This is a genomic window from Pseudomonas sp. CFBP 8758, from assembly GCF_014841725.1.
GTDB classification, from domain to species: domain Bacteria; phylum Pseudomonadota; class Gammaproteobacteria; order Pseudomonadales; family Pseudomonadaceae; genus Aquipseudomonas; species Aquipseudomonas baltica.
On record NZ_JACYUK010000008.1, the window covers coordinates 75,701 to 100,371 of the forward strand.

21 protein-coding genes are annotated in these 24,671 nt (G+C 59.4%); 8 read left to right on the forward strand and 13 right to left on the reverse strand.

Annotated elements, in window-relative coordinates; all coding sequences use genetic code 11:
* The first annotated feature begins 98 nt into the window (after positions 1-98).
* Both IFT75_RS17975 and IFT75_RS17980 read left to right on the forward strand, forming a co-directional pair.
* Positions 99-1,409 carry an ABC transporter substrate-binding protein gene (locus IFT75_RS17975; RefSeq protein ID WP_192055984.1) on the forward strand — a complete coding sequence of 437 codons (1,311 nt, stop codon included), beginning with the start codon at positions 99-101 and terminating at the stop codon, positions 1,407-1,409.
* 34 nt (positions 1,410-1,443) lie between these two features.
* Positions 1,444-2,217 carry an L-iditol 2-dehydrogenase gene (locus IFT75_RS17980; protein ID WP_122477994.1) on the forward strand — a complete coding sequence of 258 codons (774 nt, stop codon included), beginning with the start codon at positions 1,444-1,446 and terminating at the stop codon, positions 2,215-2,217.
* A 31-nt stretch (positions 2,218-2,248) separates the two neighbouring features.
* Here the strand turns inward: IFT75_RS17980 and IFT75_RS17985 are convergent, their stop codons facing one another.
* The 3 genes from IFT75_RS17985 to IFT75_RS17995 all read right to left on the reverse strand — a co-directional run bounded on the left by IFT75_RS17985 (position 2,249) and on the right by IFT75_RS17995 (position 6,170).
* Positions 2,249-4,375 carry a TonB-dependent siderophore receptor gene (locus IFT75_RS17985; protein WP_192055986.1) on the reverse strand — a complete coding sequence of 709 codons (2,127 nt, stop codon included), beginning with the start codon at positions 4,373-4,375 and terminating at the stop codon, positions 2,249-2,251.
* Positions 4,376-4,471: 96 nt separating this feature from the next.
* Positions 4,472-4,786 carry a DUF7693 family protein gene (locus tag IFT75_RS17990; RefSeq protein WP_192055987.1) on the reverse strand — a complete coding sequence of 105 codons (315 nt, stop codon included), beginning with the start codon at positions 4,784-4,786 and terminating at the stop codon, positions 4,472-4,474.
* Between the two features lie 421 nt (positions 4,787-5,207).
* Positions 5,208-6,170, reverse strand: coding sequence for a DNA replication terminus site-binding protein (locus IFT75_RS17995; protein WP_192055989.1), 963 nt, complete (start codon positions 6,168-6,170; stop codon positions 5,208-5,210).
* Between the two features lie 112 nt (positions 6,171-6,282).
* On the opposite strand from IFT75_RS17995, the gene IFT75_RS18000 reads away from it, so the two are divergent.
* Entirely contained in the window at positions 6,283-6,429 is a 147-nt protein-coding gene (locus IFT75_RS18000) for a DUF2256 domain-containing protein (RefSeq protein WP_192055991.1), read from the forward strand.
* Positions 6,430-6,449: 20 nt separating this feature from the next.
* On the opposite strand, the gene IFT75_RS18005 is transcribed toward IFT75_RS18000, so the two are convergent.
* Positions 6,450-7,469 carry a substrate-binding domain-containing protein gene (locus tag IFT75_RS18005; RefSeq protein ID WP_192055993.1) on the reverse strand — a complete coding sequence of 340 codons (1,020 nt, stop codon included), beginning with the start codon at positions 7,467-7,469 and terminating at the stop codon, positions 6,450-6,452.
* A 205-nt stretch (positions 7,470-7,674) separates the two neighbouring features.
* On the opposite strand from IFT75_RS18005, the gene IFT75_RS18010 reads away from it, so the two are divergent.
* From IFT75_RS18010 to IFT75_RS18025, 4 genes are all read left to right on the forward strand, one after another.
* Entirely contained in the window at positions 7,675-8,850 is a 1,176-nt protein-coding gene (locus tag IFT75_RS18010) for a Gfo/Idh/MocA family protein (protein WP_244652782.1), read from the forward strand.
* A complete protein-coding gene (locus tag IFT75_RS18015; protein ID WP_192055995.1) occupies positions 8,847-9,923 on the forward strand; it encodes a sugar phosphate isomerase/epimerase family protein in 1,077 nt (358 codons plus the stop codon). Before IFT75_RS18010 ends, IFT75_RS18015 begins: the two co-directional genes overlap by 4 nt.
* A gap of 52 nt (positions 9,924-9,975) precedes the next feature.
* Positions 9,976-11,202, forward strand: coding sequence for a nucleoside permease (locus tag IFT75_RS18020; RefSeq protein WP_192049403.1), 1,227 nt, complete (start codon positions 9,976-9,978; stop codon positions 11,200-11,202).
* A 217-nt stretch (positions 11,203-11,419) separates the two neighbouring features.
* Positions 11,420-12,052: a dTMP kinase gene (locus IFT75_RS18025; protein ID WP_192055997.1), complete on the forward strand. Its 633-nt coding sequence runs from the start codon at positions 11,420-11,422 to the stop codon at positions 12,050-12,052.
* A 5-nt stretch (positions 12,053-12,057) separates the two neighbouring features.
* Here the strand turns inward: IFT75_RS18025 and IFT75_RS18030 are convergent, their stop codons facing one another.
* The 6 genes from IFT75_RS18030 to IFT75_RS18055 form a co-directional block, all read right to left on the reverse strand.
* Entirely contained in the window at positions 12,058-13,041 is a 984-nt protein-coding gene (locus tag IFT75_RS18030) for a M14 family metallopeptidase (RefSeq protein WP_185793316.1), read from the reverse strand.
* An 83-nt stretch (positions 13,042-13,124) separates the two neighbouring features.
* A complete protein-coding gene (locus IFT75_RS18035) occupies positions 13,125-14,435 on the reverse strand; it encodes an MFS transporter (protein WP_185793317.1) in 1,311 nt (436 codons plus the stop codon).
* 296 nt (positions 14,436-14,731) lie between these two features.
* Positions 14,732-15,631: a LysR family transcriptional regulator gene (locus tag IFT75_RS18040; RefSeq protein ID WP_185793318.1), complete on the reverse strand. Its 900-nt coding sequence runs from the start codon at positions 15,629-15,631 to the stop codon at positions 14,732-14,734.
* Between the two features lie 81 nt (positions 15,632-15,712).
* A complete protein-coding gene (locus IFT75_RS18045) occupies positions 15,713-16,873 on the reverse strand; it encodes an acyltransferase family protein (RefSeq protein WP_192055998.1) in 1,161 nt (386 codons plus the stop codon).
* 285 nt (positions 16,874-17,158) lie between these two features.
* On the reverse strand, positions 17,159-19,282 hold the full coding sequence (locus IFT75_RS18050) for a beta-glucosidase family protein (protein WP_342214386.1): 2,124 nt from the start codon (positions 19,280-19,282) through the stop codon (positions 17,159-17,161).
* Between the two features lie 312 nt (positions 19,283-19,594).
* On the reverse strand, positions 19,595-20,386 hold the full coding sequence (locus IFT75_RS18055; protein WP_192056000.1) for an NYN domain-containing protein: 792 nt from the start codon (positions 20,384-20,386) through the stop codon (positions 19,595-19,597).
* Positions 20,387-21,435: 1,049 nt separating this feature from the next.
* On the opposite strand from IFT75_RS18055, the gene IFT75_RS18060 reads away from it, so the two are divergent.
* Entirely contained in the window at positions 21,436-21,828 is a 393-nt protein-coding gene (locus IFT75_RS18060) for a hypothetical protein (RefSeq protein WP_192056002.1), read from the forward strand.
* Between the two features lie 102 nt (positions 21,829-21,930).
* Here IFT75_RS18060 and IFT75_RS18065 read toward each other — a convergent pair whose 3' ends face one another.
* The 3 genes from IFT75_RS18065 to IFT75_RS18075 form a co-directional block, all read right to left on the reverse strand.
* A complete protein-coding gene (locus tag IFT75_RS18065) occupies positions 21,931-22,401 on the reverse strand; it encodes an Lrp/AsnC family transcriptional regulator (RefSeq protein WP_122478066.1) in 471 nt (156 codons plus the stop codon).
* A 27-nt stretch (positions 22,402-22,428) separates the two neighbouring features.
* Entirely contained in the window at positions 22,429-23,727 is a 1,299-nt protein-coding gene (locus tag IFT75_RS18070; RefSeq protein WP_185793325.1) for an NAD(P)/FAD-dependent oxidoreductase, read from the reverse strand.
* Positions 23,728-23,793: 66 nt separating this feature from the next.
* Positions 23,794-24,633, reverse strand: a complete 840-nt coding sequence (locus IFT75_RS18075; RefSeq protein WP_122715385.1) for a transporter substrate-binding domain-containing protein — start codon at positions 24,631-24,633, stop codon at positions 23,794-23,796.
* Positions 24,634-24,671: the final 38 nt, after the last annotated feature.

Genomic DNA, 24,671 nt, shown 5'->3' on the forward strand with positions numbered 1-24,671 from the left:
GGGCAGCTGCTTTACTCGACCTGTCGCTGATCCAACGGCTCGGCGCACCAGAACAATAACAACAGCTCCGGTCGAACCGGCTGGACGCGGAGAACTTCATGAAGATTACCAATGCGTTGATCCTGTCCGCGAGTGTTTCATTCGCCGTCGCCGGACAGGCCGCTGAGACGTTGACCATTGCCACCGTCAACAACGGTGACATGATCCGCATGCAGCGGCTGTCCAAGTTCTTCGAACAACAGCACCCCGACATCACGCTTAACTGGGTCGTGCTCGAGGAGAACGTGTTGCGGCAACGCTTGACGACCGATATCGCGACGCAGGGTGGCCAGTTCGACGTGCTCACGATCGGTACTTACGAGACGCCACTGTGGGGCGCAAAAAACTGGTTGGAACCGATGAAGGATCTGCCAGCCGACTACGACGTAGACGACATCTTTCCCGCCGTCCGCCAAGGCCTCTCGGTGAACGGCACGCTGTACGCGTTGCCGTTCTACGGCGAAAGTACGGTCACCTACTACCGGACCGACCTGTTCAAGGCCGCCGGGCTGACCATGCCGCCAGCGCCAACCTGGTCACAGCTAGGCGGTTTCGCGGCCAGGTTGACCGATGCATCCAAGGGCCAATACGGTATGTGCCTGCGCGGCAAGGCTGGCTGGGGCGAGAATATGGCCTTGCTCAGTACCATGGCCAATGCCTTCGGTGCGCGTTGGTTCAACGAGCAATGGCAGCCTCAACTCGACAGTCCCGAGTGGAAGGCGGCTGCTACGTTCTATGTCGAAACGCTGAAAAAGTACGGGCCGCCCGGCGCTTCGAGCAATGGGTTCAACGAGACGTTGGCGTTGTTCAACAGCGGCAAGTGCGCGATCTGGGTCGACGCCAGCGTGGCCGGTTCCTTCACCACCGACAAAGCGCAGAGCAGGGTAGTGGACAGTGTTGGTTTCGCTGCGGCGCCCACTGAGGTGACCGACAAGGGCTCATCGTGGTTGTACGCTTGGTCGCTGGCGATTCCCGCCACCTCTCGGCACAAGGACGCGGCGAAGGCGTTCGTCACCTGGGCGACGTCCAAACAGTACATCCAGCTGGTCACCGACAAGGACGGTATCACCAACGTTCCGCCGGGCACTCGCATGTCGACCTACAGCGACGCCTACCTGGCAGCGGCGCCGTTTGCTCAGGTCACCTTGCAGATGATGCAGCATGCCGATCCTTCGCAGCCTTCCGCCCAGCCCGTTCCATACGTGGGCATTCAGTATGTGGTAATTCCCGAGTTCCAGTCGATCGGTACATCGGTCGGCAAGCTGTTCTCCGCCGCGCTCACCGGACAGATGTCCGTGGATCAGGCCTTGGCGTCCGCTCAGTCAACGACCGAGCGCGACATGAAGCGAGCCGGTTATCCCAAGCCCTGAAGCCCTTGTTTCCACGAACTCGAAGGTTGACTCGATGAACCGACTAAACGGTAAAAGTGCACTGATCACTGGCTCTGCGCGAGGCATTGGTCGCTCGTTCGCGCAAGCGTACATACGTGAAGGTGCCATTGTCGCGATCGCCGACATTGATCTGGACCGAGCCCAGGCAACGGCTATCGAACTCGGCCCCCAGGCTTACGCGGTGGAAATGGACGTCACCCAACAAGCTTCCATCGACCGAGCGATCGCCAGTGTGGTGACACACGCGGGCAAGCTGGACATTCTCGTCAACAACGCGGCGCTATTCGACCTGGCGCCCATCACCGAAATCACCCGGGCGAGCTACGACAGGCTGTTTGCGATCAACGTCGGGGGAACGCTGTTTACCCTGCAGGCGGCCGCGAGGCAGATGATCGGCCAGGGGCACGGGGGCAAGATCATCAACATGGCCAGTCAGGCAGGACGGCGAGGTGAGGCTCTTGTGGGTGTGTACTGTGCGACCAAGGCGGCTGTGATCAGCCTGACCCAGTCCGCCGGGCTCAATCTCATCAAGGAGCGGATCAACGTCAATGCCATCGCCCCGGGGGTGGTCGAGGGTGAACACTGGGATGGCGTCGACGCGTTGTTCGCCAAGTACGAAAATCGCCCACTGGGCGAGAAAAAGCGTCTGGTCAGCCAGGAAGTCCCCTTCGGTCGCATGGGCACGGCCGAGGACCTGGTGGGCATGGCGCTCTTTCTGGCAAGCGACGAAAGCGACTACGTCGTGGCCCAGACCTATAATGTCGATGGCGGCAATTGGATGAGCTGAAAATCTCGCCCTGGGCAGTCATCGCTCTTGGTCAGAACGTATACGCCACGCCCGCCTGAACCGTACGCGGTGCGCCAGGATACGCGTACGTGTTGAACGCGCCTTCGTCGTAGCCCTTGTTGAACACATTCTGCAGTTCCAGGTTCAGGCGTACGTGAGGGTTCACCTGATAGAAACTCAGCAGATCGACCACGCTGTAGCGCTCCATGGTGTAGGTCTGGGCTGCGGTCTGTCCGGCGCGGTCGTCGATGTATTTCAAGCCCACGCCCAGGCCCAGGCCTTTGGCTGCGCCGTCCTGGAACTCGTAGGTGTTGAGCAGGCTGAAGCTGTTGCGCGGAATGTTGGCAAGGCGGGTGCCGTTGGGCAGGTTGTTGTCGTCGGTCACCCGCGCATCGACGTAGGCGTAGCCACCGATCATCCGCCATTGTGGCGTGAGGTTGCCGGCGATGGTGATGTCCAGGCCACGGCTGGTGACTTCGCCGGCCGCGACGCTGTAGGTCGGGTCGACCGGATCACGGGTGAGCACGTTTTCCTTGACGATGTGGTAGACGGCGCCGTCGATGCTCAGCTGCTGATCGAGGGCTTCCCACTTCATGCCCAGCTCGTAAGATTTACCTTCTTCCGGGTCAAACCCGCTGCCATCGCGGCTCGCGCCGCTGTTGGGTTTGAACGACCGCGCGGTGTTGGCGTACAGCGCCAGTGTATCGGTGAGGTCGTAGATCAAACCCAGCCGTGGTGTTGCCGAGGTCTGCGCGGCCTTCCAGTCCACAGAGCCTGGCAAGCGGTTGTCGTAGTCCTGTTCGAAGCGTTCCAGACGCACGCCTGCGAGCACTTTGAAGCGCTCGGTCAAGGAGACCTGGTCTTGAATGAACGCGGCTAAGGTTTTCAGGTTTTCCGTGTCGTGGGTGGTGGTGCGGGTGAGGGCTGGGCGTGGCTGGCCCAGCACCGGGTTGTAGAGGTCGATGGGGTAGGTGCCCGCTGCAGCCGACGAGCGCTGGATGATCGAGCGGTAGTCGTAGTCTTCATACTCCACGCCGGCCAGCAAGGTGTGGGAAAACCCTGCGGTATCGAAATGGCCGGTGAGATTCAGCTGATAGTCGCGGTCGGTCCACTCCAGTTTGCGGTAGTTGAAGTTGCGCTGCAGGGTACGTCCATCCAGCGGGGCTGCGTTGGCCTCGACCGCATTGCCCTTGAGGCTGCCGTCAAGCCACTGCATCCCGCCGGCCAGGGTCCAGTCGTCATCGAGGCGGTGCTCGAACCTGAGTTGGGCCATGTCGTTGTCGTTGTGCAGCAGGTTGTCACGGCCTTCCTCCCAAACATTGGTGTCGCGCGAAGCGCTGCCCCGCTGGGTGGCGTAGCGAGTCAGGCCGCGATCGAGCGGATGGTTGTTGCGCATGAAATCGCCTTCGAAGACGATTTTGGTAGCGTCGCTGGCTTGCCAGCTGAGCACGGGCGCGATGTCGTAGCGTTCGGTTTCCACATGGTCACGAAAGCTCTCGCCGCCTTCGCCCAACACGTTCAGCCGATAGGCCAGGCGCCCATCCTCGCTGAGCGGCCCGCCGGCATCCAGCGTGGCGCGGTGCATGCCCTGATCGTTCAGCTGGCTGCCAATCGTCACCTTGCGCTCGGCCAGCGGTTGCTTGCTGACGACGTTGAAAGTGCCGCCCGGATCACCGCGGCCATACAGGCTCGTCGCCGGGCCGCGGATCACTTCCAGGCGTTCCACGGTATTGGCGTCCGGCGCATTGGGGTAGCCGCGATTGATTGGAAAACCGTTGCGGTAGAACTCGCCCGTGGTGAAGCCGCGTACGGTGAAAGTGGTCAGGCCCTGACCACCGAAGTTGTTGGCGCGGCCGACACCCCCTGCGTAATCCAGCGCGTCCTGCAAGCGAGTGGAGGCGGTGTCTTCCAATACGTCACGGGGCACTACGCTGATCGACTGAGGCGTCTCGTGCAGGGCCGTGTCTGTGCGCGTCGCACTCATCGAGCGGGTGGCTTTGTAACCCGTGACCGGACCATCCGCGCGTTCATAGTCACTGTCGGCCTCGATGTTCACCGCTTCGAGCTGGAGGTTTCCGCTGGCTTCGACGGGTTCGGAAGCCCAGGCAGACACCGGGGCAGCTTGCAGCAGGCACAGCGAAAGTAACGTGCGACGCATGGGTTCATCGTTCCAGGCAGGGGAGGCTAGCGAAATGGCAGCGGATTCTATCCGCAAACGATTCGCATTGACAGTTGCCGCCATCGAAAGCTTGCTTTAAACAGTCGCCAGTATTTCCGCCAGCCTGGTGTGCTCCCAGGTACTCAGCAGCTCGATAGGGTCGGTACCGAAGTGCTGGGATGAGTCGAAGAGGTAGGTGCGGCCGTCCGGGCTTTCACAACGTTCGCAAAGAAAGCGCCCGCTTTCATGGTTGTGAAAGGTGATGATCCAGCCGTCGGTGCCGACAGTCATCGCTGAGTCGTAGGCGTCGGCCCAATCTGTTTCGTCGAGACGGTGCAAGGTGCGAATACCTAGAGCAACGTCACGAAGAAGCTGGCAAGTTTCTCGTGCGGAGAGGGCGGCGGCGGACACTTGAAAAGCCTGATCAAAGTGAAGAATAGCTTTATAGGCGATGAAGAAGGGGCCGGCAACCGCGTTGAATTTACCGTATAACCGTAAATAACATCATGACGCGTCGTCGCACATGCTTTCCTCCGTGAACCTTCCGCAAAGGTGATCAGTAAGGAGCACCAAGCTGCTTTGCTGCGTTCACCAGGATGCCTTTAGCCATAAAGAATAACATCATGACTATGCTCCGCTACGAGTTGCTTTCATTTCCGTATTATCAACTTAGTAATCACCAAGCGGGGCAGGGTGCCACGCGCAGGTTTTAATTCAACGTGGCCACGTCGAGAGGGAAGGGGCTAAGTAAAAATCTCTACCCTATCATGATGTTATTAATAGACAGCACCGCGTCAGCCTTCCTTGCTAGCTGGCTTTAAGCATCAACTCCCTAGCCCTCTTCAGCTGACTTTTTTTGCAGAGGCCCATAAACCCGATGCTTATTCTTATAACGATAGAGATTCATTGCCTCCACATAAGGCTCTTCCTCCAGCAACGCCAAGCGGGTGTTCTTGCGGATCACTACTTTGGGTTCGTAACTCGAGAGCCGCTTTATCTTGGGCGGTGCAATACCCGTTTCATACACGAAGGGCACTGGCGCCATGATGGGTTTGACCTTCGAGTCGCCGTTCCTGACCCGTGCCCGGATATGAGGCTGAACCAAGCGGCGAATGGCGACCTGTTCCTGCGGGTCCAGCTTGCCCAGCATGTCGATGCCGTAGACGAGAGCATTCTCGGCAGCCGCTTCCGAGGAGTGGTGCACCGTTGCCTGTTTGTCATGATATTGATCGAGTAGCTCGTGCCACTCTTGCAGCAGATCACCGGCCATCTTGCGGGCGCCGGACGAACCGGTGTCATCCCAATAAAAGTTGATGTTCGACGGCGCAGTGAGCACGTTGGTCAGACGCAGGGCTTGCTTGGGCACGATGCCATTTCCGCTGCCTTTGAAGCGGTTCCACACGTTGCGGCGGTCGTTGGTTTTGTCGATGGCACCGATCAACTTGCCCAGTTCGACACGCGTCGCATTGGTCTGGAGGATCTTGTCAATGGCAGTGCGGGGCAGGGCGATGGCACCAGGCACGCGCAATGTTTCCCGCGGGTGCTGACCCACTTTGACCCAGATACTGGTCAACGCCTCGAACGCCGCCTGTACCGCCTCGTCACCTTCCAGTACACGCACTTCTATGGGTTCGTTGCGCACCGCATCCTCGGGCCTGAAATCCAGACCAAACATGGCATCGACACGTACGTGGTCTGCTGCAGTTCGCAATACTTCGCCCAAGTCGGTCAGTTCGGCCTGAAGCCTGTTGACCAGAGCGATAGCTGCGCTGGTCTGGCTGAGATGAAGATCCATGCGAATGTCCGGATAATGGGCAGGTGCGCTATTCTAGCTGAGCACTGTATCTTTATACAGCTCTGTCGGTTGGCTACCCAGTTAGTCCGTGAACGTTGCCATGGAGAGGGTCTTGAAGAAAAGTGAGTTACCGGTAAAGCACTGCGTCACCTGTGGTCTTCCGTTCACCTGGCGCAAGAAATGGGCGCGCTGTTGGGACGAGGTCCGCTATTGTTCGGAACGTTGCAGGCGGCAGAAGAAGCCGGTTTCCGGTGGTTGATATTTCAAAGCCCGTGTCTGTCACCCGCTAGCGATATCACCGTTGGGCACGCCAGCGGTGCTCTGCCGAACGACCAGGCTGTGGGGCAGCGTCACGTGCCGCACTTCAAGGGGGCGTTTCTCGATCAAACTGATCAGCATGTCCACCGCGTGCTGGCCGAAGCACTCGGCTGGCTGGGCGATGGTCGTCAGCGGTGGGTCGCAATAGGCAGCCAGTTCGATGTCGTCGAAGCCGGCCAGGGAAACGTCCTGGGGAACTCGCAGGCCCATTTCCTTGATGCGCTTCAATGCGCCAATGGCCATCTCATCGCTTTCACAGAACAATGCAGTAGGGCGCTCGGGCATGCCGAGCAACTGCAGTGCTCCGTTATAGCCTGCTTTCAGGCTGAAATCCCCTGGGCAAATCAACTTGGCATCGGGTGTGATGCCCGCTGCACGCAAGGCTGCCTCGTAGCCCGAACGCCGATCACGGGTCAACGGGCTGGTGGCAGGCCCGTTGATCAAACCCACACGTCGATGGCCCAGGGCAAGCAGGTGTTCTGTGACCGCTCGCGCAGCGCCATGGTTATCCAGACTGACGGTGGGATGACGGCCCCCCTCGAGTATTTCGCAGGCGTTTACGATAGGGGGCAGGTCGGCTGCGTCGGTAGTCGAGGCGAATGGATCGTAGGCGCGCAGTTGCAGCACACCGTCGGCTTGATGGGCGTGCACCAGGTCGGCATATTCGCGCTCGGTCGCTTCGCAGCCCAACGTGTCGCACAGCAATACGCGATAGCCCGCCGACTGGGCAGCTTTCTGCGCCCCGCTAATGACACGAGCAAAAAAACTGTTGGCAATATGCGGCACGAGGATGACCAGGTTGAACGTGCGTCGCGAACGGAACTGCACGGCCATCAGGTTTGGCCGGTAACCGGCCTGTTCCACCGCAGCATTGACCCGCTCGCGCGTTGCGAGCAGTACCCGTTCGGGCGACTTCAGCGCCCGGGATACCGTAGCCACCGAAACGCCGGCCAGCCGCGCCACTTCACGAATATTCGACACGCCTACCTCGTTCCCGGTAATCCCGACGCAGAGCTTACCTCAGTTTGCCACTGCCTCCGGTACCGCGATGATCCGCCCGATGGTGTTTGACAGGGGACGCGTTGACGCCTAGATTCCATGAACGAATGTAACCGGTTACATCGCCAGGTCTTTGATTGCTGATCTGACCAGTGCTGAGCCGATAAGAATCTAGAGGCTGGATGTCATGCAAAAAACCAGAATGGGTTTCGTCGGTGGCGGGGAAGGGTCGTTCATTGCCTTGGCACATCGGCAGGCGGCGGCGCTGGATGGGCGATTCGATCTGGTGTGCGGCGCTTTCAGCCGCGATTCGCTGAACAATCAGCGTACTGGAAACGCGTTGGGGCTCGCGCCACAGCGTGTCTATGGCGACTGGCGGGAGATGATCGAGGCCGAAGCGCGGCTCCCCGAAGACCAGCGCATGCAGTTGCTGGTCAACGTCACGCCCAATCATCTGCATGCGCCCGTCGCACAGCGCGCGATCCAGGCAGGCTTCCATGTGTTCAGCGAAAAGCCCGCCGCTTTGAACCTGGCCGAGCTGCAGGCGCTGGACCAGACCTTGCTCGGCAGTGACCGGCTCTATGGCCTGGCCCACGTGTACCTGGGCTACCCCATGGTCTGGGAAGCCCGCGAGCTGGTGCGCAATGGCCTCATCGGTGCCGTGCGCAAAGTCATCGTCGAATACCCGCAAGGCTGGCTCAGCCAGGACATCGCCAGCCAGGGCAACAAGCAGGCCGACTGGCGCGACGACCCGGAACAATCCGGCATTGGCGGCTGCATCGGCGACATCGGTACGCATGCGTTTAGCCTGGCTGAATTCGTTGCCGACCAGCAGGTGTACTGCCTCAGCGCCATGCTCGGCTCCCATGTCGAAGGTCGCCAACTGGACGACGACGTCAGTGTGCTGATCAAGATGAGCGGCGGGGCCAGCGGAGTTCTGATCGCCAGCCAGGTCTGCGCCGGCGAAGAGAATCCGTTGAAGATCCGCGTCTATGGCGAGTTGGGCGGGCTGGAATGGCGGCAGGAAGAACCGTCCAGCCTGATCCACCGTTCGCTGGACCAACCCATGCGCATCCTGCGTTCGGGTCTTGGGCAACCCTGGCTCAGTGCCGCCGCCACCCGCCGGATGCGTTTGCCCGCAGGGCATCCCGAAGGTTACCTGGAGGCGATGGCCAATCTGTACGTGGATCTTGCCGACGCCATCCAGGCGGGCGGGGCCGGCAACCAGGTGCCCGGCGTACCCGGCATGCACATCGGCTTGCGTGGGATGGCCTTCATCGAAGCCGCACTCATCAACCACCGCGGCGACGCCAAGTGGACCGAACTGATCTGCCCATCTTCCTCACGGAGTACCGCACAATGAACCTTCCTGCCGAGACGGGGCTTCGTGGCCCAGGTATATTCCTGGCGCAGTTCATGTCGCCCGAAGCGCCCTTCGACAACCTGGCCAACATCGCTAACTGGGCTGCGTCCCAAGGTTACAAGTCGATTCAACTGCCCACGCTCGGCACGCGCTACATCGACCTGGAGCGCGCAGCGCAAAGCCAGGCGTACTGCGACGAGCTGAATGCGGTGTGCGCCAAAGCCGGCGTACAGATCAGCGAGCTGTCCACGCACCTGCAAGGCCAACTGGTGGCTGTGCATCCAGCTTTCGACGCGGTGTTCGACGAATTTGCGCCGGTGCATTTGCGTAATGCTCCACAAGCCCGCACCGAGTGGGCCATCGAGCAGCTCAAGCTTGCCGCACAAGCCAGCCAACGCCTGGGCCTGACCGCCCACGCGACCTTTTCCGGCGCCTTGCTCTGGCCCTATGTCTATCCGTGGCCGCAGCGGCCCAATGGTCTGGTCGAGCAGGGTTTCGCCGAGCTGGCCAGGCGCTGGTTGCCGATTCTCGATTGTTTCGAAGAGGCCGGTGTCGACCTGTGCTACGAGATTCACCCCGGTGAGGATCTGCACGACGGCGCCTCGTTCGAGCGCTTCCTGCAGGCAGTCGACCACCATCCGCGTGCCGCCATCCTGTATGACCCCAGCCACCTACTGCTGCAGCAGATGGACTACCTGGGTTTCATCGACCGTTACCACGCGCGCATCCGCATGTTCCACGTCAAGGACGCCGAGTTCCGTCCCGATGCCCGCTCCGGCGTGTATGGCGGCTTCCAGGACTGGGTCGATCGGCCGGGCCGCTTCCGCTCGCTGGGTGACGGCCAGGTGGACTTCAAATCGATCTTCAGCAAGTTGACCCAGTACGGCTTCAACGGTTGGGCCGTGCTCGAGTGGGAATGCTGCCTGAAGGATTCGGCGCAAGGCGCAGGTGAGGGTGCTGCCTTCATCGAGCGACACATGATCAAGCGCACGCAACGCGCTTTCGATGATTTCGCCGGCGTGTCCGCCGACGTGCAATCCAACCGAAGATTACTGGGTTTGCCCGAAGACTGAACCGCCCAAGCTTTCGACCGACACCTGCCATAACAATAAAACGGTGAGCGCAATGAAAACGATGAACGCCCGACTGAGCGTGATGATGTTCCTGCAGTTCTTCATCTGGGGTGGCTGGTTCGTCACCCTGGGAACATTCCTGGCGACGGGCCTGGGCGCCAGCGGCAGCCAGATCGGGCTGGCATTCTCGACCCAATCCTGGGGAGCGATCATTGCGCCCTTCGTCATCGGTCTGATCGCCGACCGCTGGTTCAACGCCGAACGTATCCTTGCCGTGCTGCACTTGCTGGGCGCGGTGCTGTTGTATCAACTCTATCGAGCAGCGGATTTCGCCGCGTTCTATCCCTATGTCCTGGCCTACATGGTGGCCTACATGCCGACCCTGGCCCTGGTGAACTCGGTTGCCTTCCGCCAGATGAAAGAGCCGGCTCGCGAGTTTTCCCGCATCCGGGTATGGGGCACCATCGGCTGGATCGTCGCCGGCGTGGTGATCAGTATGGTTTTCGCCTGGGATTCTGCTCAAGGTATCGCCGGTGGCGCACTGCGTAATACTTTCCTGATGTCGGCCGTCGCTTCGCTGCTTCTTGGGCTGTACAGCTTCACCCTGCCCAGCACGGCACCTTTGCAGGCCACCAGCGAGCGCAAGGGACTGAGTCAAGTGCTGGGCCTGGATGCTTTGGGGCTTCTGAAGGACCGCAGCTACCTGATCTTCTTCCTGGCCTCGATCCTGATCTGCATACCACTGGCTTTCTACTACCAGAACGCCAACCCGTTCCTGGCCGAGATCGGCATCGCCAATCCCACCGCGAAGATGGCCATCGGGCAAGTGTCCGAAGTGCTGTTCATGCTCCTGCTGCCGCTGTTCATTGCCCGCTTCGGCATCAAGATCGCGCTGCTGGTCGGCATGTTCGCCTGGGTGCTGCGCTACGTGCTGTTCGCCTATGGCAGCGGCGGGGAAGAAGTCGCCATGCTGCTGATCGGCATCGCGCTGCATGGTGTCTGCTACGACTTCTTTTTCGTCTGCGGGCAGATCTACACCGACGCCAAGACGCCTGAACGCTTCCGCAGCTCGGCACAGGGCCTGATCACCCTGGCCACCTATGGGTTGGGCATGTTGATTGGCTTCTGGGTAGCGGGGCAGGTGACCGATCACTATGCAACGGGCATGCAGCATGACTGGAAAAGTATCTGGCTGTTTCCAGCCGGGTTCGCTGCGGTGGTGTTGGTAGGGTTTGCGTTGACCTTTAAAGCCAGACGCACGGAGCAGGCCGCAGGGTAATCGGCATACTGTTAGTCGGTCATCTGCGCCCACAGTCCTGCTTCATCTGCGGTACCACCAGCGGGGCGTTAGGCGACGGCCGTCCACGCCCACTCCACGCAGATGAACTCCAGCCACCTCTGGCCGTCTGCTAGCCATGGTGCGCTGCTGTATCATTACTGGCAGCGCTTTACCCATGCCACCGCATTTAAACCGTATCTCCATCGTTACGTGAACAATGAATCTTCCATTATTCGTTTCTCTCGACGGGCCCAAGGGCACCGGAAAAACCACGCTGTTGGAGGCCGTAACTAAACTATTGAGGGCCGACGACAAGAAAGTGATCCGTTTATGCGAGCGCAAGAGCGATCCGTTCAGGGCTGGAACCATGATTCTGGTCAACCAACTGGCGAGAAGTCCCGGTGAGGATCTGGAGTGGGAGATCTGTGAGCGTTTTGCCCAGAGCCGGGCCTGGATCTCCCAGCACGTGCTGACCCGGCAGCCACGCGACAGCATCATCCTGATCGATCGCTGGTACCCATCGGAGGCCGCTTTTCGCCGGATGATCCCATTCGCGGACATTCTGCAGCTGAACCTCGATCGAAACGTGCGAGTGCCCGACCTGCATGTTGGGGTTGTCACTGACCCGGATATTTCATGGGCGAGGGCAGCTGCTCGACGGCGCGGACTCAGCAGTACGGTGATCCATACCCTGCAAGAACATGTCGCTTGTACCCAGGCGTTCGAACGGGCGATTGCAGATCACGGCTGGGTTTGCTGCCGTAATGACGGCAGCCTCGAACAGGCGACGATGCAGGTGGTTTCCGCGATCAACAGGGTCCTTGGGTCGGCGCGGGAAGGGAGCGTGTGATCCCACTACCGCTCGACCACACGCGCCAACCTCACCACCGTCACGCCATTGCCCAAATGCCGTAGCGACGGTTGCACCAGTACACAATCATCGTATGGCGTGACCACTGCTTGGTCGCCATCCCAAGCCAGTACACTCCCAGCCTCGCCAATCAACTCCAACCCACGAAAGTCCTCGACGAACGCGAACTCCATGCTTCGGGCCACCACCGGCTCGGTAACCTGCAAGAAGCGCTGGGCTTGCGGCGCACTCGTGCTGATGTAGTTAGCCATGTCTGCTGGCTCCACCACCCCCGTCGTCACAAGAAAGCGAGCCGTTACGTCCATGGCTACCTCACAGCTACGTTGGGAGAAGTGCTGCCCGGTCTCGATCAGCAAGGCATTTTTCTGGCTCAACGGGTCTGCGAAATCCTGGTAGTCGCGCAGGCGGCGGCCATTTGGGTGGCCGGCATCGGCGGCCACGGTTCGCGGAACACCCAGTGTGGCGGCGAAATCCATCCCTTTGGTCTGGGCGCCACACATCATGATCGGCGGCGCTTCCTCGTGCATGGAATGGATATCCAGCAGCAGGTCCACCGTATCGACGATGGGGCGTAGTTCCCGTGCCCGGCGCAGTTCAATGGAGTCCTCTGGTCCATCGAGTTTGCTCGGCAACCAAACCCGGTTCATGTCCTCATCGAGATAGCGAGTGGCGTCGATGTCATCCGGGTCGAAGGCGTGATAGGCGGCGACGTTGCCAAACGCCAGTGTCAGGCGACCGCGTACCGGGCGCACTTCATCCTTGAGCAACCTGTCCAAGGCAATCGCGCCGCTGACCTCGTTGCCGTGGGTCAACGCCATCACCATGACGTGAGGGCCGGCCAGGCCGCTGTCGAAAGAATGCACGTAATCGACGCCGCAGTTCCCTTCCTGCCATGGGCGAATGTCGGGAAATTCCACCTCGATGGGGTAGGGGGTCAGGGTAGCGCGTACTTGTTCCAAGGTCTTCATGCAGGTCTCCTGCGGACAAAAGGTGTTTTGGCAGTAAAGGGCAGCGTGGATGTCAGGGTATTGAGTTTTTGCAAGCACACGGCTCAGGTGGGGCGATGATTACGCATGCGTCTACCCAGAACGATCACCGCAATCACGCTGACTAGCGAGGTGGCCACCACATAGAAGCTGGGCGCGAGTTTGCTGCCGGTAGCGTCGATCATCCACGTCACGATCAGCGGAGCGAAACCACCGAACAGGGTCACGGAAAAGTTGTAGCTCAGCGCGAGTCCGGTGCCGCGGATGCTGGTGGGGAAAATGTCGGCGAGCATCGCCGGGATCGGCCCCAGGCAGGCGGCGATCAAGATCCCCACCACTGCTTGCACCATCAGCAGGGTCGTGACGCTGGGGTACAGATTCAGCCAGACGAACATCGGATAGGACGACAGTCCGGTGATCAACAGCGCCAGAGTGAGCACGCGGAAGCGACCAAAGCGGTCCGACAGGCTGCCGAACACCGGCGCCATGAACATCAACATCACACCAGTGACCAGCGCGCCCAGATAGGAGGAGGTGGCAGTAATCTGCAGTTGTTTCAGGGCGTAGGTGGGCATGTACAGCTTGTGTACGTAGTTGAACGCCGTCGCGCCAGCCACCACGCCAATGGACAGCAGGAGGCTGGTACGGCCCTTGACCAGTACGTCGCGCAGCGGGGTCTTGGCTTCGCCCTTGGCGGCGACTTTCTGAAAATCAGGGGTTTCGTCGATCTGGCTCCGAATGTAGAAGCCGACCGGGCCGATCAACAAGCCGACCCCGAATGCCACGCGCCAGCCCCAGTCGTTCAACTGCACATCGCTGAGCAGGTAGCTGAGCAGAGCACTGACGCCCGCCGCCAGCACGGTGGCAAGGCCTTGGGTCGCCAACTGCCAACTGGCGAAGAAGCCTCGGCGGCTGGGGTCGGCATGCTCGACCATGAAAGCGGTGGCGGCGCCGAACTCTCCGCCGGTGGAAAAGCCCTGGAGCATGCGCGCGACGATGATCAACAACGGCGCGGCGATACCGATCTGTTGGTAGGAGGGGGTAAAGGTGATCATGGCGGTGCCGATCAGCATGATCAGGATCGACATCGTCAGCGATGCTTTGCGCCCCGCGCGGTCGGCGTAGGACCCCAGCACGATGGCGCCCAGTGGACGCATCAGGAACGAGATGCCGAACGAGCCCACCGCGAGCAGCAGCGAGGTGGTCTCGTTGTCGGACGGGAAGAACAGTTTGCCGATCACCACGGCGAAGTAGCCGTAGATCAGCAGGTCATAGAATTCCAGGGCGTTGCCGAAGCTGGCGGCAATGATCTCTTTCCATGGCCCGCGCCGGGTAGTGGCCGGGGTCGCGTGCAGAGTGGTCGAGGCTGTACTCATGGGTGGTTTCCGGGTTCGTTTCACGATTATCGATCCGTCCACCGGGCACAGGCAGTTGGTGGACACGATGGCAGTCATTGTTATGGGTGAAAACGACCGGGCAGCGGTGGAAGGTCTGCGCCTTCGTGGCTACCTGGCCCGAGACCAAGGTGAATCAACGTTGCGTCGCGGACAATTGCTGATTGGGCACAAGCCCGAGCCTATCCGGCACGGGCTCGTAATCGCGGGTGTGACAGACTTGCCGCAGGGCCGGTGTTTTTTGTTAATGCGCCGTAACAGTGCGCGCAATGGGCGACTCAAACCGGATCCAGGCCTTCCCAGATGCGCATCACCTGTTCGCTTCGATTGGCGCGCAGTCGATGCAACGAAACATCGAACGGGATGTGCAGTTCGCTGCCCCCCGCGAGCACCAGCTCGCCAGCAGCCAATGCATCCTTGACCACCATGCCAGGCAGCCAGGCGAGTCCGGAACCGCGCTTGGCCATTTCTAGAATCGCCTCGTAGGAGTCGGCTTGGTAGATCATGCGCAATGCCAGGCGCTGCGGCAGCTTGGCCAGGTGCTGAGCCAGCACGCCACGCAGTGACAACGAGGGCGACAAGCCCAACCATGCGATGCTGGAGTCGTCGCTGTCCGGACCGATGGCGAATCGCGGCTGGCCGCTTTCATCGGGAGCGCTTACCGGTACAAGTTGTTCCTGCGCGAGCACCTTGGAATCAAAGCGTTCGGCGTCCACCAGAATTCGCGTCAGGGGGCTGGAGTAGATGAGTTGCAAGTCGACCTCGCCGGCGGTCAGCTTGAGGATGGCTTCTTGCGCGCCGCCGGTAACCAGTGATACGGGGAACGCGCCGAAGCGCTGGTGCAGCGACTGGTACCAGTCGGGAAAAAACACACGTGCCAGGGTGCGTCCGGTGGCGATGCGCAGTGGCTGGTCACGGTTGAGACCGATGGTCTGGAACTGCGCACGGGCTGCCAGCAGCAGCTCCATCGATTGGCTCGCCGCGTCCAGAAACAATAGGCCGGCGGGGGTGAGGGACAATGGCTGTTTGCGTTCGATCAGGGGGACGCCAACCCAATCTTCCAAAGCACGGATGCGTCGACCGAAAGCGGGATGGGTCACACAGCGTATCTCGGCGGCCCGCGACAGGCTGCGAGTGCGCGCCAGTTCGATGAAGTCTTCCAGCCATTCCAGTTGCATCGATGCTCCTCATGGCGTCAAGAGCGACCGCGGGCTGCAACACGCCACCCCAAAAGGGATGGCGTTAGGCTGCTTTAAAAGTTACTGCGCGGTGCCTTGCAGGGTAGGGCCCGGCGTTGCGCCTTTGCGGCGAGTCAGTCGCTTGCCCAATTGCACGCCCGGCATCTCGACATACTTGTACGTCAATGTCGAGACCAGCAGTACCGCCGCCAACTGCAAGACCACGATGCCGTTGTCGAGCCATATGCTGTGGGTCGAGATGTACTTGACCATGTTGGGCATGTCATGGCCCTGCAAGGTCTCTGTCAGGTCGGTGTGCAGCACTTTCGACAGCACGATCACGGCGCTCTTGAAAACAAACAGAATGGCGGCGTGGGTCAAATAGATGGAGAACGACAGGGCGCCCAGCCAGACGAAAAAGCGCTGGTGCAACAGTCGCGAAACCACGCCGCGCTCGAACGCAAATACCAGAATCAAGACACAGAACAGCAGGCTGGCATACACGCCCTTGTGATCGATGTTCGACACCAGCAGACGATAGCTGCCCAGCACCAGGGCAATCTCCAGCAGATTGAAGTCCACGGCGTCCAGGCCCAGGTCCTTGATGCGATCGTAGAGCACGTACAGGCAGGCACCGGCGAAGAAACACGAAGCGCCGCGGAAGATTTCCAGCTTCAGCCAGGATTCACCGTTCCACAAGGTGATGAACGCTGCCAGGGACACCATTGCGAAGACCTTGACCTTGCTGGTGCGCGCCAGCAATGCCATGACGCCAAATATCAAGTACAGGTAGTACTCGATGCTGATACTCCAGGAGGGGTAATTGAACGAGCCAGTCATGGCGCTGTTCAGCCAGGATTGCAGCAGGAGCAGGTTGGGAAGAAATTCGTCCATCGAAGTGGCGCCACTGAACGCCGGTTCGTTGAAACTGAAGCCTTTCCTCTCAGCCAGCGAGCGACCCATTTCCAGTACCAGGTAAACGCCCAACATGGTCAAGTGCAGGGGATACAGGCGAGCCGTACGACTGATGAAGAAATTTTTATAATCGGTCGCGTTGTTCAAACGCTGGCCATAGGTGTGAAACAACACAAAACCACTGAGGATAAAAAAGAACTCCACGAGCAGGAAGGCGTTCTTGAAAAACTCGAGTTCGGCAATGCTTTGCACCACGTAAGTGTGGAACAGCACGACGGCAACCGCGCAGAGGCCGCGGAAACTGTCGAGTACGACAAATCTTTTCATGGGTAGTCCCAGGGTGTTGTAAGTATTGCCAGTCGGTGTCATGCCGAAGAGGCATGGCCCGTAGCCATCACACGAGCTAAGCTAAAGCAAGTCTTCGGTAGGCACAAGGGCAATTGGTCGCGGGGTATTAATGTTGCTCCTCGCACGCTTTAGCTGCACGATTCCTCCGGAGCGGTGGTGGGGTCTGGAACGTGAAGAACGCAATAAGACACTGTTGCCGAAGCCCGCTTTGTAGCCTCCCTCGATCAGAAGGCACTAATCGATGGAGGCTGCAAATCGAGCCGACTACGGTAAGGATAGCCGCAAGGCGTTCGCCTCGTCAGCAGCGTGTTTCGCCACCCAAATCACGTAATCGCCACGACCGATTTCAAATCCTCCATTCTCATATCGAGCCAGGATCCTTGGCTCAAGCTTGAAATCGACCGAAACGCGCTCGCCTGTCTTCAGAACAACTTTCTGGAAGCTTGCCAGTCTCTTTGCAAATCCCGAATGTCCTAGCTTCTGGACGTACACTTGCAGGGCAATGGCGCCATCCAATGCACCTGCATTTTCCACCTCGGCTCTCACAGTCAGCGGTTCATGGTTAAGGATCTCAAACCCCGACAGCTCGAAACATGTGTAGGAAAGCCCATAGCCAAACGGGAAGAGGGGAGCCAAGCCCTCTCTTGCAAACCATCGATAGCCAACATCCGAACCCTCAATATCGTAGTCGATAGGGATGATGTCGCCTATGCGCCGCGTTCCAGGGTTCGAGGTGGTGGTTGCAGGATCGATCTGATCGGGTCGCGGCAACTGTTGCTCGTTGGCGGGAAAGGTAACGGGAAGGTGACCTGATGGATTTACCCGACCAAAAAGCACGCCGGCAATCGCAGGCCCGCCCCCTGAACCTGGATACCACGCGGCCAGCACCGCCGAGACCTTATCCAGCCATGGCATCGTGACTGGGCCACCGCTCTGGAGCACTACGATAGTTTTGGGATTCACTGAGGCGAGTGCTTCGATCAAAGCGTTTTGTTCATCTGGCAGCCCCAGCCCCTTGGCATCCAGCGCTTCAGAGCGCCATTCCTGAGCGAAAAAAACGACTGCGTCGGCAATTTGCGCTTGCGCAAGGGCCACTGCCTGATCCGTACCGTCCAGGAAATCTACCTGTTGCGCGGCGCTCTCTTCGCGGATGGCTTGAAGCGGCGAGGAGGGCTGGTAGACCTTGGCAACCTGCATCCCCATGATGTCGGTACCGGGCAGCGACAGGCTGCCGATAGGTGTCACGCAGGAAGAACCACCGCCACAAAGCACTCCATGATCGACATGCGCACCAATGACTAGCAACCGCTTGCAGCGTTGCGGCAACGGTAGCGTGTGGTCAGCATTCTTGAGCAACACAATGCCTTCTTCTGCCTGACGCTGCGCTACGAGCTTATGATGGCTGTAGTCAATTGGACGGGGCTGGCCATTGACTTGATCCAAAGCACCCACTGCGATCAGGCTTCGCAGGATTCGTGTGACCATGTCATCGATACGGCTCTGAGGAACGTGACCGTCGGCCACCGCTTGACGTAATGCTTCGCCAAAATAGTGAGCGTCGTCGAGGTTAGCGCCAGACTGGACATCCAGTCCTGCAAGCGCGGCCTTAATGGTCGAGTGGGTAGCTCCCCAGTCGGACATCACCCAGCCAGAGTAACCCCAATCACCTTTCAGCACTTCGGTCAGCAAAAACGCGTTTTCCGATGCGTATTCGCCGTTGACGAGGTTGTAGCCAGGCATGATCGAGCCAGGCTGACCAATTTCGATGGCCAACTGAAACGCCAACAGATCCGATTCTCGCAGCGCGGCTTCGCTCAGATCAGAGCTGACCATAACCCGACCGGTTTCCTGGGCGTTAACTGCAAAATGCTTGAGTGTTGAAACCACACGCTCTGATTGAATCCCGGCGACAGAGTTGCCTGCGATGAGGCCAGTAAGCAGAGGGTCTTCCGAGATGTATTCGAAATTACGTCCGCCGCGGGGTTCTCGAATCAAATTGGCGCCCCCGGCCAGCTGTACGTTGAACCCTTTACTGCTTGCTTCACGCCCGACCAGCACGCCTGACTCGAACGCGATGGAAGGATTGAACGTCGCACCGAGCATCAGTGAGCTGGGAAGACCCGTCGCGTGATCCCCAGGGCGCACATCGCCCAGATTCCCGACGCCAAGACTTGCGTCCGATTGCTGCAGGGCAGGTATGCCAAGGCGAGCCATGCCAGGATAAAATCCTGCCGAACCTAAAGCGCCGTCAGGCTTCGGCATGCCCCCCAGCGGGATAGCCATCGGGCCGGATAGCCATGAGAATTTTTCGTCCTCCGTCATCTGCGCTTCCAGCTTGACCGCTCGCTCATGAGCACTTTGGATATGCAACTGGTCTGTGCTGCTCACATCATTCCCCAGCAGTGGATTTAATGTTCTGAGCAGCGTCTAACTCGCGGGTTCCCGGAGATGTGCTTCACCTTGATGAGCGCTGCGAGAAATGGAATTCAAAAACGGATCGGTATCCAACGCGCGTCGCCAGGCAAGGTCAACCGTGAACTCGGGTGAGAGGGGGGTGAGAATCAAAAAGGGGAGGAGGCCTAGAGCTATTGACGGGACAGCGCCCCGGTCAAATGAGCGGTAGTTTCCAGGGCTTCTTGCCCACACACATGCATGCGCTTGCCTGGGCAGTAAAGTCTCGAGCAGACAACTTGAAAACGGCTATTTGCCCTGCTGCTTGTGTCTTGCATACATCGCTGCAGTGCCACCAGGGTTGCCTCGTGCCTGAAGCTCGAAGGTGTGGGGATATGCCTTGATCAAGTCGCTCAGCTTTTTATAGCCATGAGTGCGGGTGTCAAATTCAGGCCGTAGCTTCGTGATGTTCGCGCCTAGCGACCCGAGATGTGCCCACCCATCCTCATCCGCGATGTCATCCAGGATTTTGCTGATAAATTTTACTGGGGCTTTTGGCTTCTTCAGGGGTTCCAGAACTGCAGGTTTTGCTATGTCCGTACTGGGAGCTGGATCTGGCGAAGCCGTTTCGCTTGTTATTATCAAGGCATCTTCACGCAGCAGTTCTATGTAGACGAACTTGTCGCAGGCAGCCACGAAGGGTCTCGGAGTTTTCTCTTCGCCAAAGCCGTAAACGGTTAGACCTTCTTCACGTAATCGAGAAGCCAGCCGAGTAAAGTCACTGTCGCTTGAAACCAGGCAAAATCCATCAAAACGCCTGGTGTACAGCAAGTCCATGGCGTCAATGATCAACGAGCTGTCAGTGGCGTTCTTGCCTTTGGTGTAGGCGAACTGTTGGATCGGCTGAATGGAGTGATCCAATAGGACTTTCTTCCAGCCACCAAGCTGTGGGCCAGTCCAGTCACCGTAGATGCGCTTGACGCTGGCGACACCGTACTTGGCTATCTCTTCGAACAGGCCTTCAACGATTGCCGCTGGTGCGTTGTCAGCGTCGATCAGGACAGCGAGGTGTTTTTGATTGTTGGAGCTGTGGCTGGCCATGATTCGTCCCTGAGTCAAAGGAGCCACCATACCTTGGATCGGCCAGCATGCGAATGGGGGGTTAGTGGCCAATGGGTAGGAGTGAATCGAGACAGAGAGATATGATTTAACATAATATACATTATGCGTAATACAGCATCCTGCAATCTCGACAGCAGGGTTGGCTCTGCAAGCCAGGGATCGGCTTTTGCCATGAACCTGCCATTCGTGCGGTCCAGCTACGTCCATCCCTTGGCTTGCGGAAACTACGCTCACTAGACGCTGTTGGGCTGAACCCTCCTGGTTGCCTGAAGGCTTTTCACCTGTGCAAGCGTTCTATGCCCACATTCACAATACGTAGCTGCAGATCAATCCATGCCTTGCGTGGTAATCAACAAGCTTGGCATGCGCGATCTGGGATCATCGCTTGTCCGCCAGGACATGCAGTCCTCCATACTACGTACCGTCTGTTCAGCTTGGTCCAGCGATGGCCGCCAGGCTACAGGATGCGTTATCAGACACCTGAACCGGATGAGCCAAAGCCATGCGCAATCGCTCACAACACGAGCCCTATGCGTTGATCAGCCAGCTGCACGAACGCTGTGGAGTGTTCGTTCCATACGACGCAAACAACCCTTGACCAACCGTGCTGGTCAGGCCAGGGGAAATTTGACGCCGAGATACTGGGCGGTTTTCTGATTCTGCCGCTTGGATGGCTAACCGCCTGAATGCTAGCGGCTTGGCGTGGATCAGCCAGTCGGCGTCAGCGACATCAATAGAGTGGAAAGCACCCTATCATGATGCTAAAATCGGGTAAAACACGCTAACTCTACTAAATAGTCATTTAGTAGAGTTATGCTGTTATGCTGTTAGGCTGAGTTTGCGCTGTGGCCTCTTGGATGTACTCCTACCCCCAAAATTGCAGGTGCGACATGGGGTGCTAGACTCAGCCCGAGTCAGTTGTATGGATATCTGCTCAGCCGATTTTCTGGGCATGTCAGTGGTGCGTTGTTGATAATGTTCTCTCCAGTGCAAATGGCTCATACCTTTTTTGAAGAGAGGAATGACTCATGAAAGCGATCTGTACCGCTGCACTCACTGCATTATTGCTGGGCTGCGCCACTAGCGGAGGCAACCCGGCAATGGACGCGCACTCGCTGGCGCCCCCTGGTGCCGCAAAACTCAGCGGTAACGACATTGCCAGCCAATTCGTAGGACGCTCACATCAAAGTGTAACGTCAAATGGTCAATCTTTTTCCGAGATTCTCACAGCCGATGGAGCAGCCAAAATCAATATGACTGGAATGCCTGAAGCTAAAGGGAGTTGGAAGATCACGGGCGATGTGATTTGCGTGACCTATTCGGCGTATGGCGAAGAATGCAACATTGTCAAAGCCGATGAACGATGGTTTTGGTTCGTCGACAGTGTCAAAGGGACAACGAATAATCGTTTTGCTCGCTGATAATGCCGAGAACTAGCTACCTGTGTGAAAAATGGCCAGGCACCAATGCGCGCTTACGTTATCCATCCTGCCTGGTGAATCATTCACCGGGCATCCGCCCTCCTACACGCTCAGCTTCCGACTGAACTTGGTCTCCATCACGATGTGCGACGCCGTGTGCGCCACGCCCTTGATCATGTTGATCCGGGTCAGCTCGGCGTTGAGTTCGCCCAGTGTCCCGGTGGCCAGGTGAATGATGAAGTCGGACTCCCCGGACACCGCGTACACAGCCTGCACTGCCTCGATCTTGCGCAAGGTGGTCATGACGTCGGTGTAGCTCTTGTTGGTGCAGGAGGTCATGGTGAAGCAGTTGATGGTGGGCTGTATCCGGTCGTGGTCGATGCGCACGCTGTAGCCGGTGATGACGCCGGCCTTCTCCAGCCGCTGGATACGCTCCTGCACCGAGGAGCGCGACACTCCGAGCTTGCGCGCCAGTGAAGCGGTCGGCTCGCGGGCGTTGGCTTGCAGCAACGCCAGCAGTTGCCGGTCGTTCTCGGTGAGGTTGAACAATGTGCCGGGTGGGTGTGCGTCCATGCCGTGTCGACCTTGCCTGTAAAAGTGTTAGCGCGGCCCTGCGCCGGCGTTTCGTTCCTGGAACTTGTCCATGATCTTCAACCCGGTATACACCAATTGCGCCGCCGGGGGGCCGAATGGGCCCCCGTTCCACTGCAGCCCGTAGCGGTCGAACAAGCGGTAGCGGTCCGATTCGCCGCAGATGGCCTCGGCAATCACCCTTCCCCCGGCCGGCGCGGTGTTCATGCCGTGCCCGCCGAACGATGCGCAGGACCACAGTCCGGGGCCCAAAGGGCCGATGTGGGGCATTTTGTGCCTCGCGTAGCCCATCAGTCCAGACCAGGCCTTGTCGATTTTCAAGCCTTGCAGCTGTGGATAGACATCGAGGATATCGGCGCTGAGCAGTTGCGCCAGACGCTGCTCGTCTTGCAGGTTGTGGGTGGTGATGTGGCCACCCCACAGCAGCCGATCGCCATCCACGATACGGTAGTAATCCGAGGCTCGCCGAGAATCGCCGACGGCTTCAGTGGTACGTACTGCCTGCTGCAGGCGTGCGCCCAGCCGTTCGGTGAGCACTACGTAGGTGGCGATGGGCAGGAAGGCACGGTGCAACTTGCCGAATTCCGGGCCGCCGTAGCCGCCGCAGCAGTACACCACATCCACGCAATCGACGCTGCCGTGGGCCGTTGACACCTGGGAGCGCCCAGCTCGGCTGTCGACCTGGAGCATGGCGCACTGCTCATGGATCACGCCCCCTTTTTGCTCGATCAGATCGGCCAGGCCCAGGCAATAGTTCAGTGGGTGGAAATGGAAACCATGGGTGTCGCGCAGCCCCTGGTGGTAGCGATCGGTATCAAGCAGGGTGCGCAGGGTGTCGCGGTCGAGGTAATCCAGGGTGAAGCCGAAATCGCGGTCCATGCGCTCGCTGAATCGCTGGAGGCTATCCGCGTTGTCGAAGCGGCTGACGCTCAGCTTGCCCCGGCTGGGTGCGCAACCCGGCAGTGAATGCCGCTCAATGGTCTCGCGCACGCTGTCCACGCCTTCCAGGGACAGCTTGAACAGGTCGGCAGCCGTGTCCTTGCCGCAGCGCTGCTCGATGGCCGAGAGGCCTTCGGACCAGCCTTGCAAGACGAACCCGCCGTTGCGCCCGGAAGCGCCCCAGGCCACCCTCGCCGCCTCCAGCACCACCACGGACTTGCCGCGCGACACCAACTCCCAGGCGGTGCTCAGCCCTGCCAGGCCGCCGCCGACGATGCACACATCGACGCAGACCTTGCCGGCGAGCGGCGGCCGCACGGGTGCCTCGCGCATGGTCGCGGTGTAATAGTTGTCGATATAGCTGAACATGAGGTCCGTCATCCTTCATCGGGCGGGTGCGTGCCGAGTGCTCCCGGCACACGGCACGCCGGCAGGTCACTGCACCTTGGTGAGGTCGGCGCCGTACCATTTTTCGGAAAGCTGCTTGAGAGTGCCGTCGGCTTTCATCTCATCGACGATCTTGGTCAGCGCACCGTTGAAGGCGTCGTCGCCCTTGTCGACGGCGATGGCCAGCGGTTCGTAATAGGCCGGCTTGCCCTCGACCTGGACGATCGGGTAGCCATTCTTGATGGCGGCACTGATGGTCGGCAGTGCGGACAAGGTAGCGTTGAGGCGCACCCCGTTGCCCATGCGCAGGTCGTCCAGCGGTCCCATGCTGTCGCCGTAGGTTTTTACCTCGCCAGGCTCGACGTCGTAGGTGAAGGACGGCACGTCGGCCGCATCGATGGTCAGCCGGCGGTTGATGTAGTCCTCGGACGTGGTGCCGGCCTCGACGCCGATGATCTTGCCATTGAGGTCGGCGGTCTTGGTACCCGCGGCGGCCTTGTGCACGGCGAACACGTACGGCGTGTAGTAGTAGACCGCGGGGAAGTCGAGCACCCTGCCCCGCTCACGGGTCGGCGTCATCGAACCGACCGAAATGTCCCAGCGGTTCGACCAGCGCCCGGCGGTGATGATGCCGTACTCGGGCGTGACGAACGCCACCTTGCTGCCCAGGCGCTTGCCGATCTCGGTGGCCACGTCGATATCGAAGCCCTGCAGGGCATTGTCCGGCCCCAGGAACGATTGCGGTGGCCAGTTGGCCGCCGTGGCCACTTTCATGACCTTGGTCGAGTTGATGCGGTCCAGGGTGGTGCCTGCCCAGGCAACCCCGGCTCCGGCCGTGAAGACGCCGGCCAGTGCGGCGGCGGTGAACAAGCGGGTCAGCGACGTCATGGTGAACCTCCAGAGAGCAGCGGTACGCGGTTATCGTT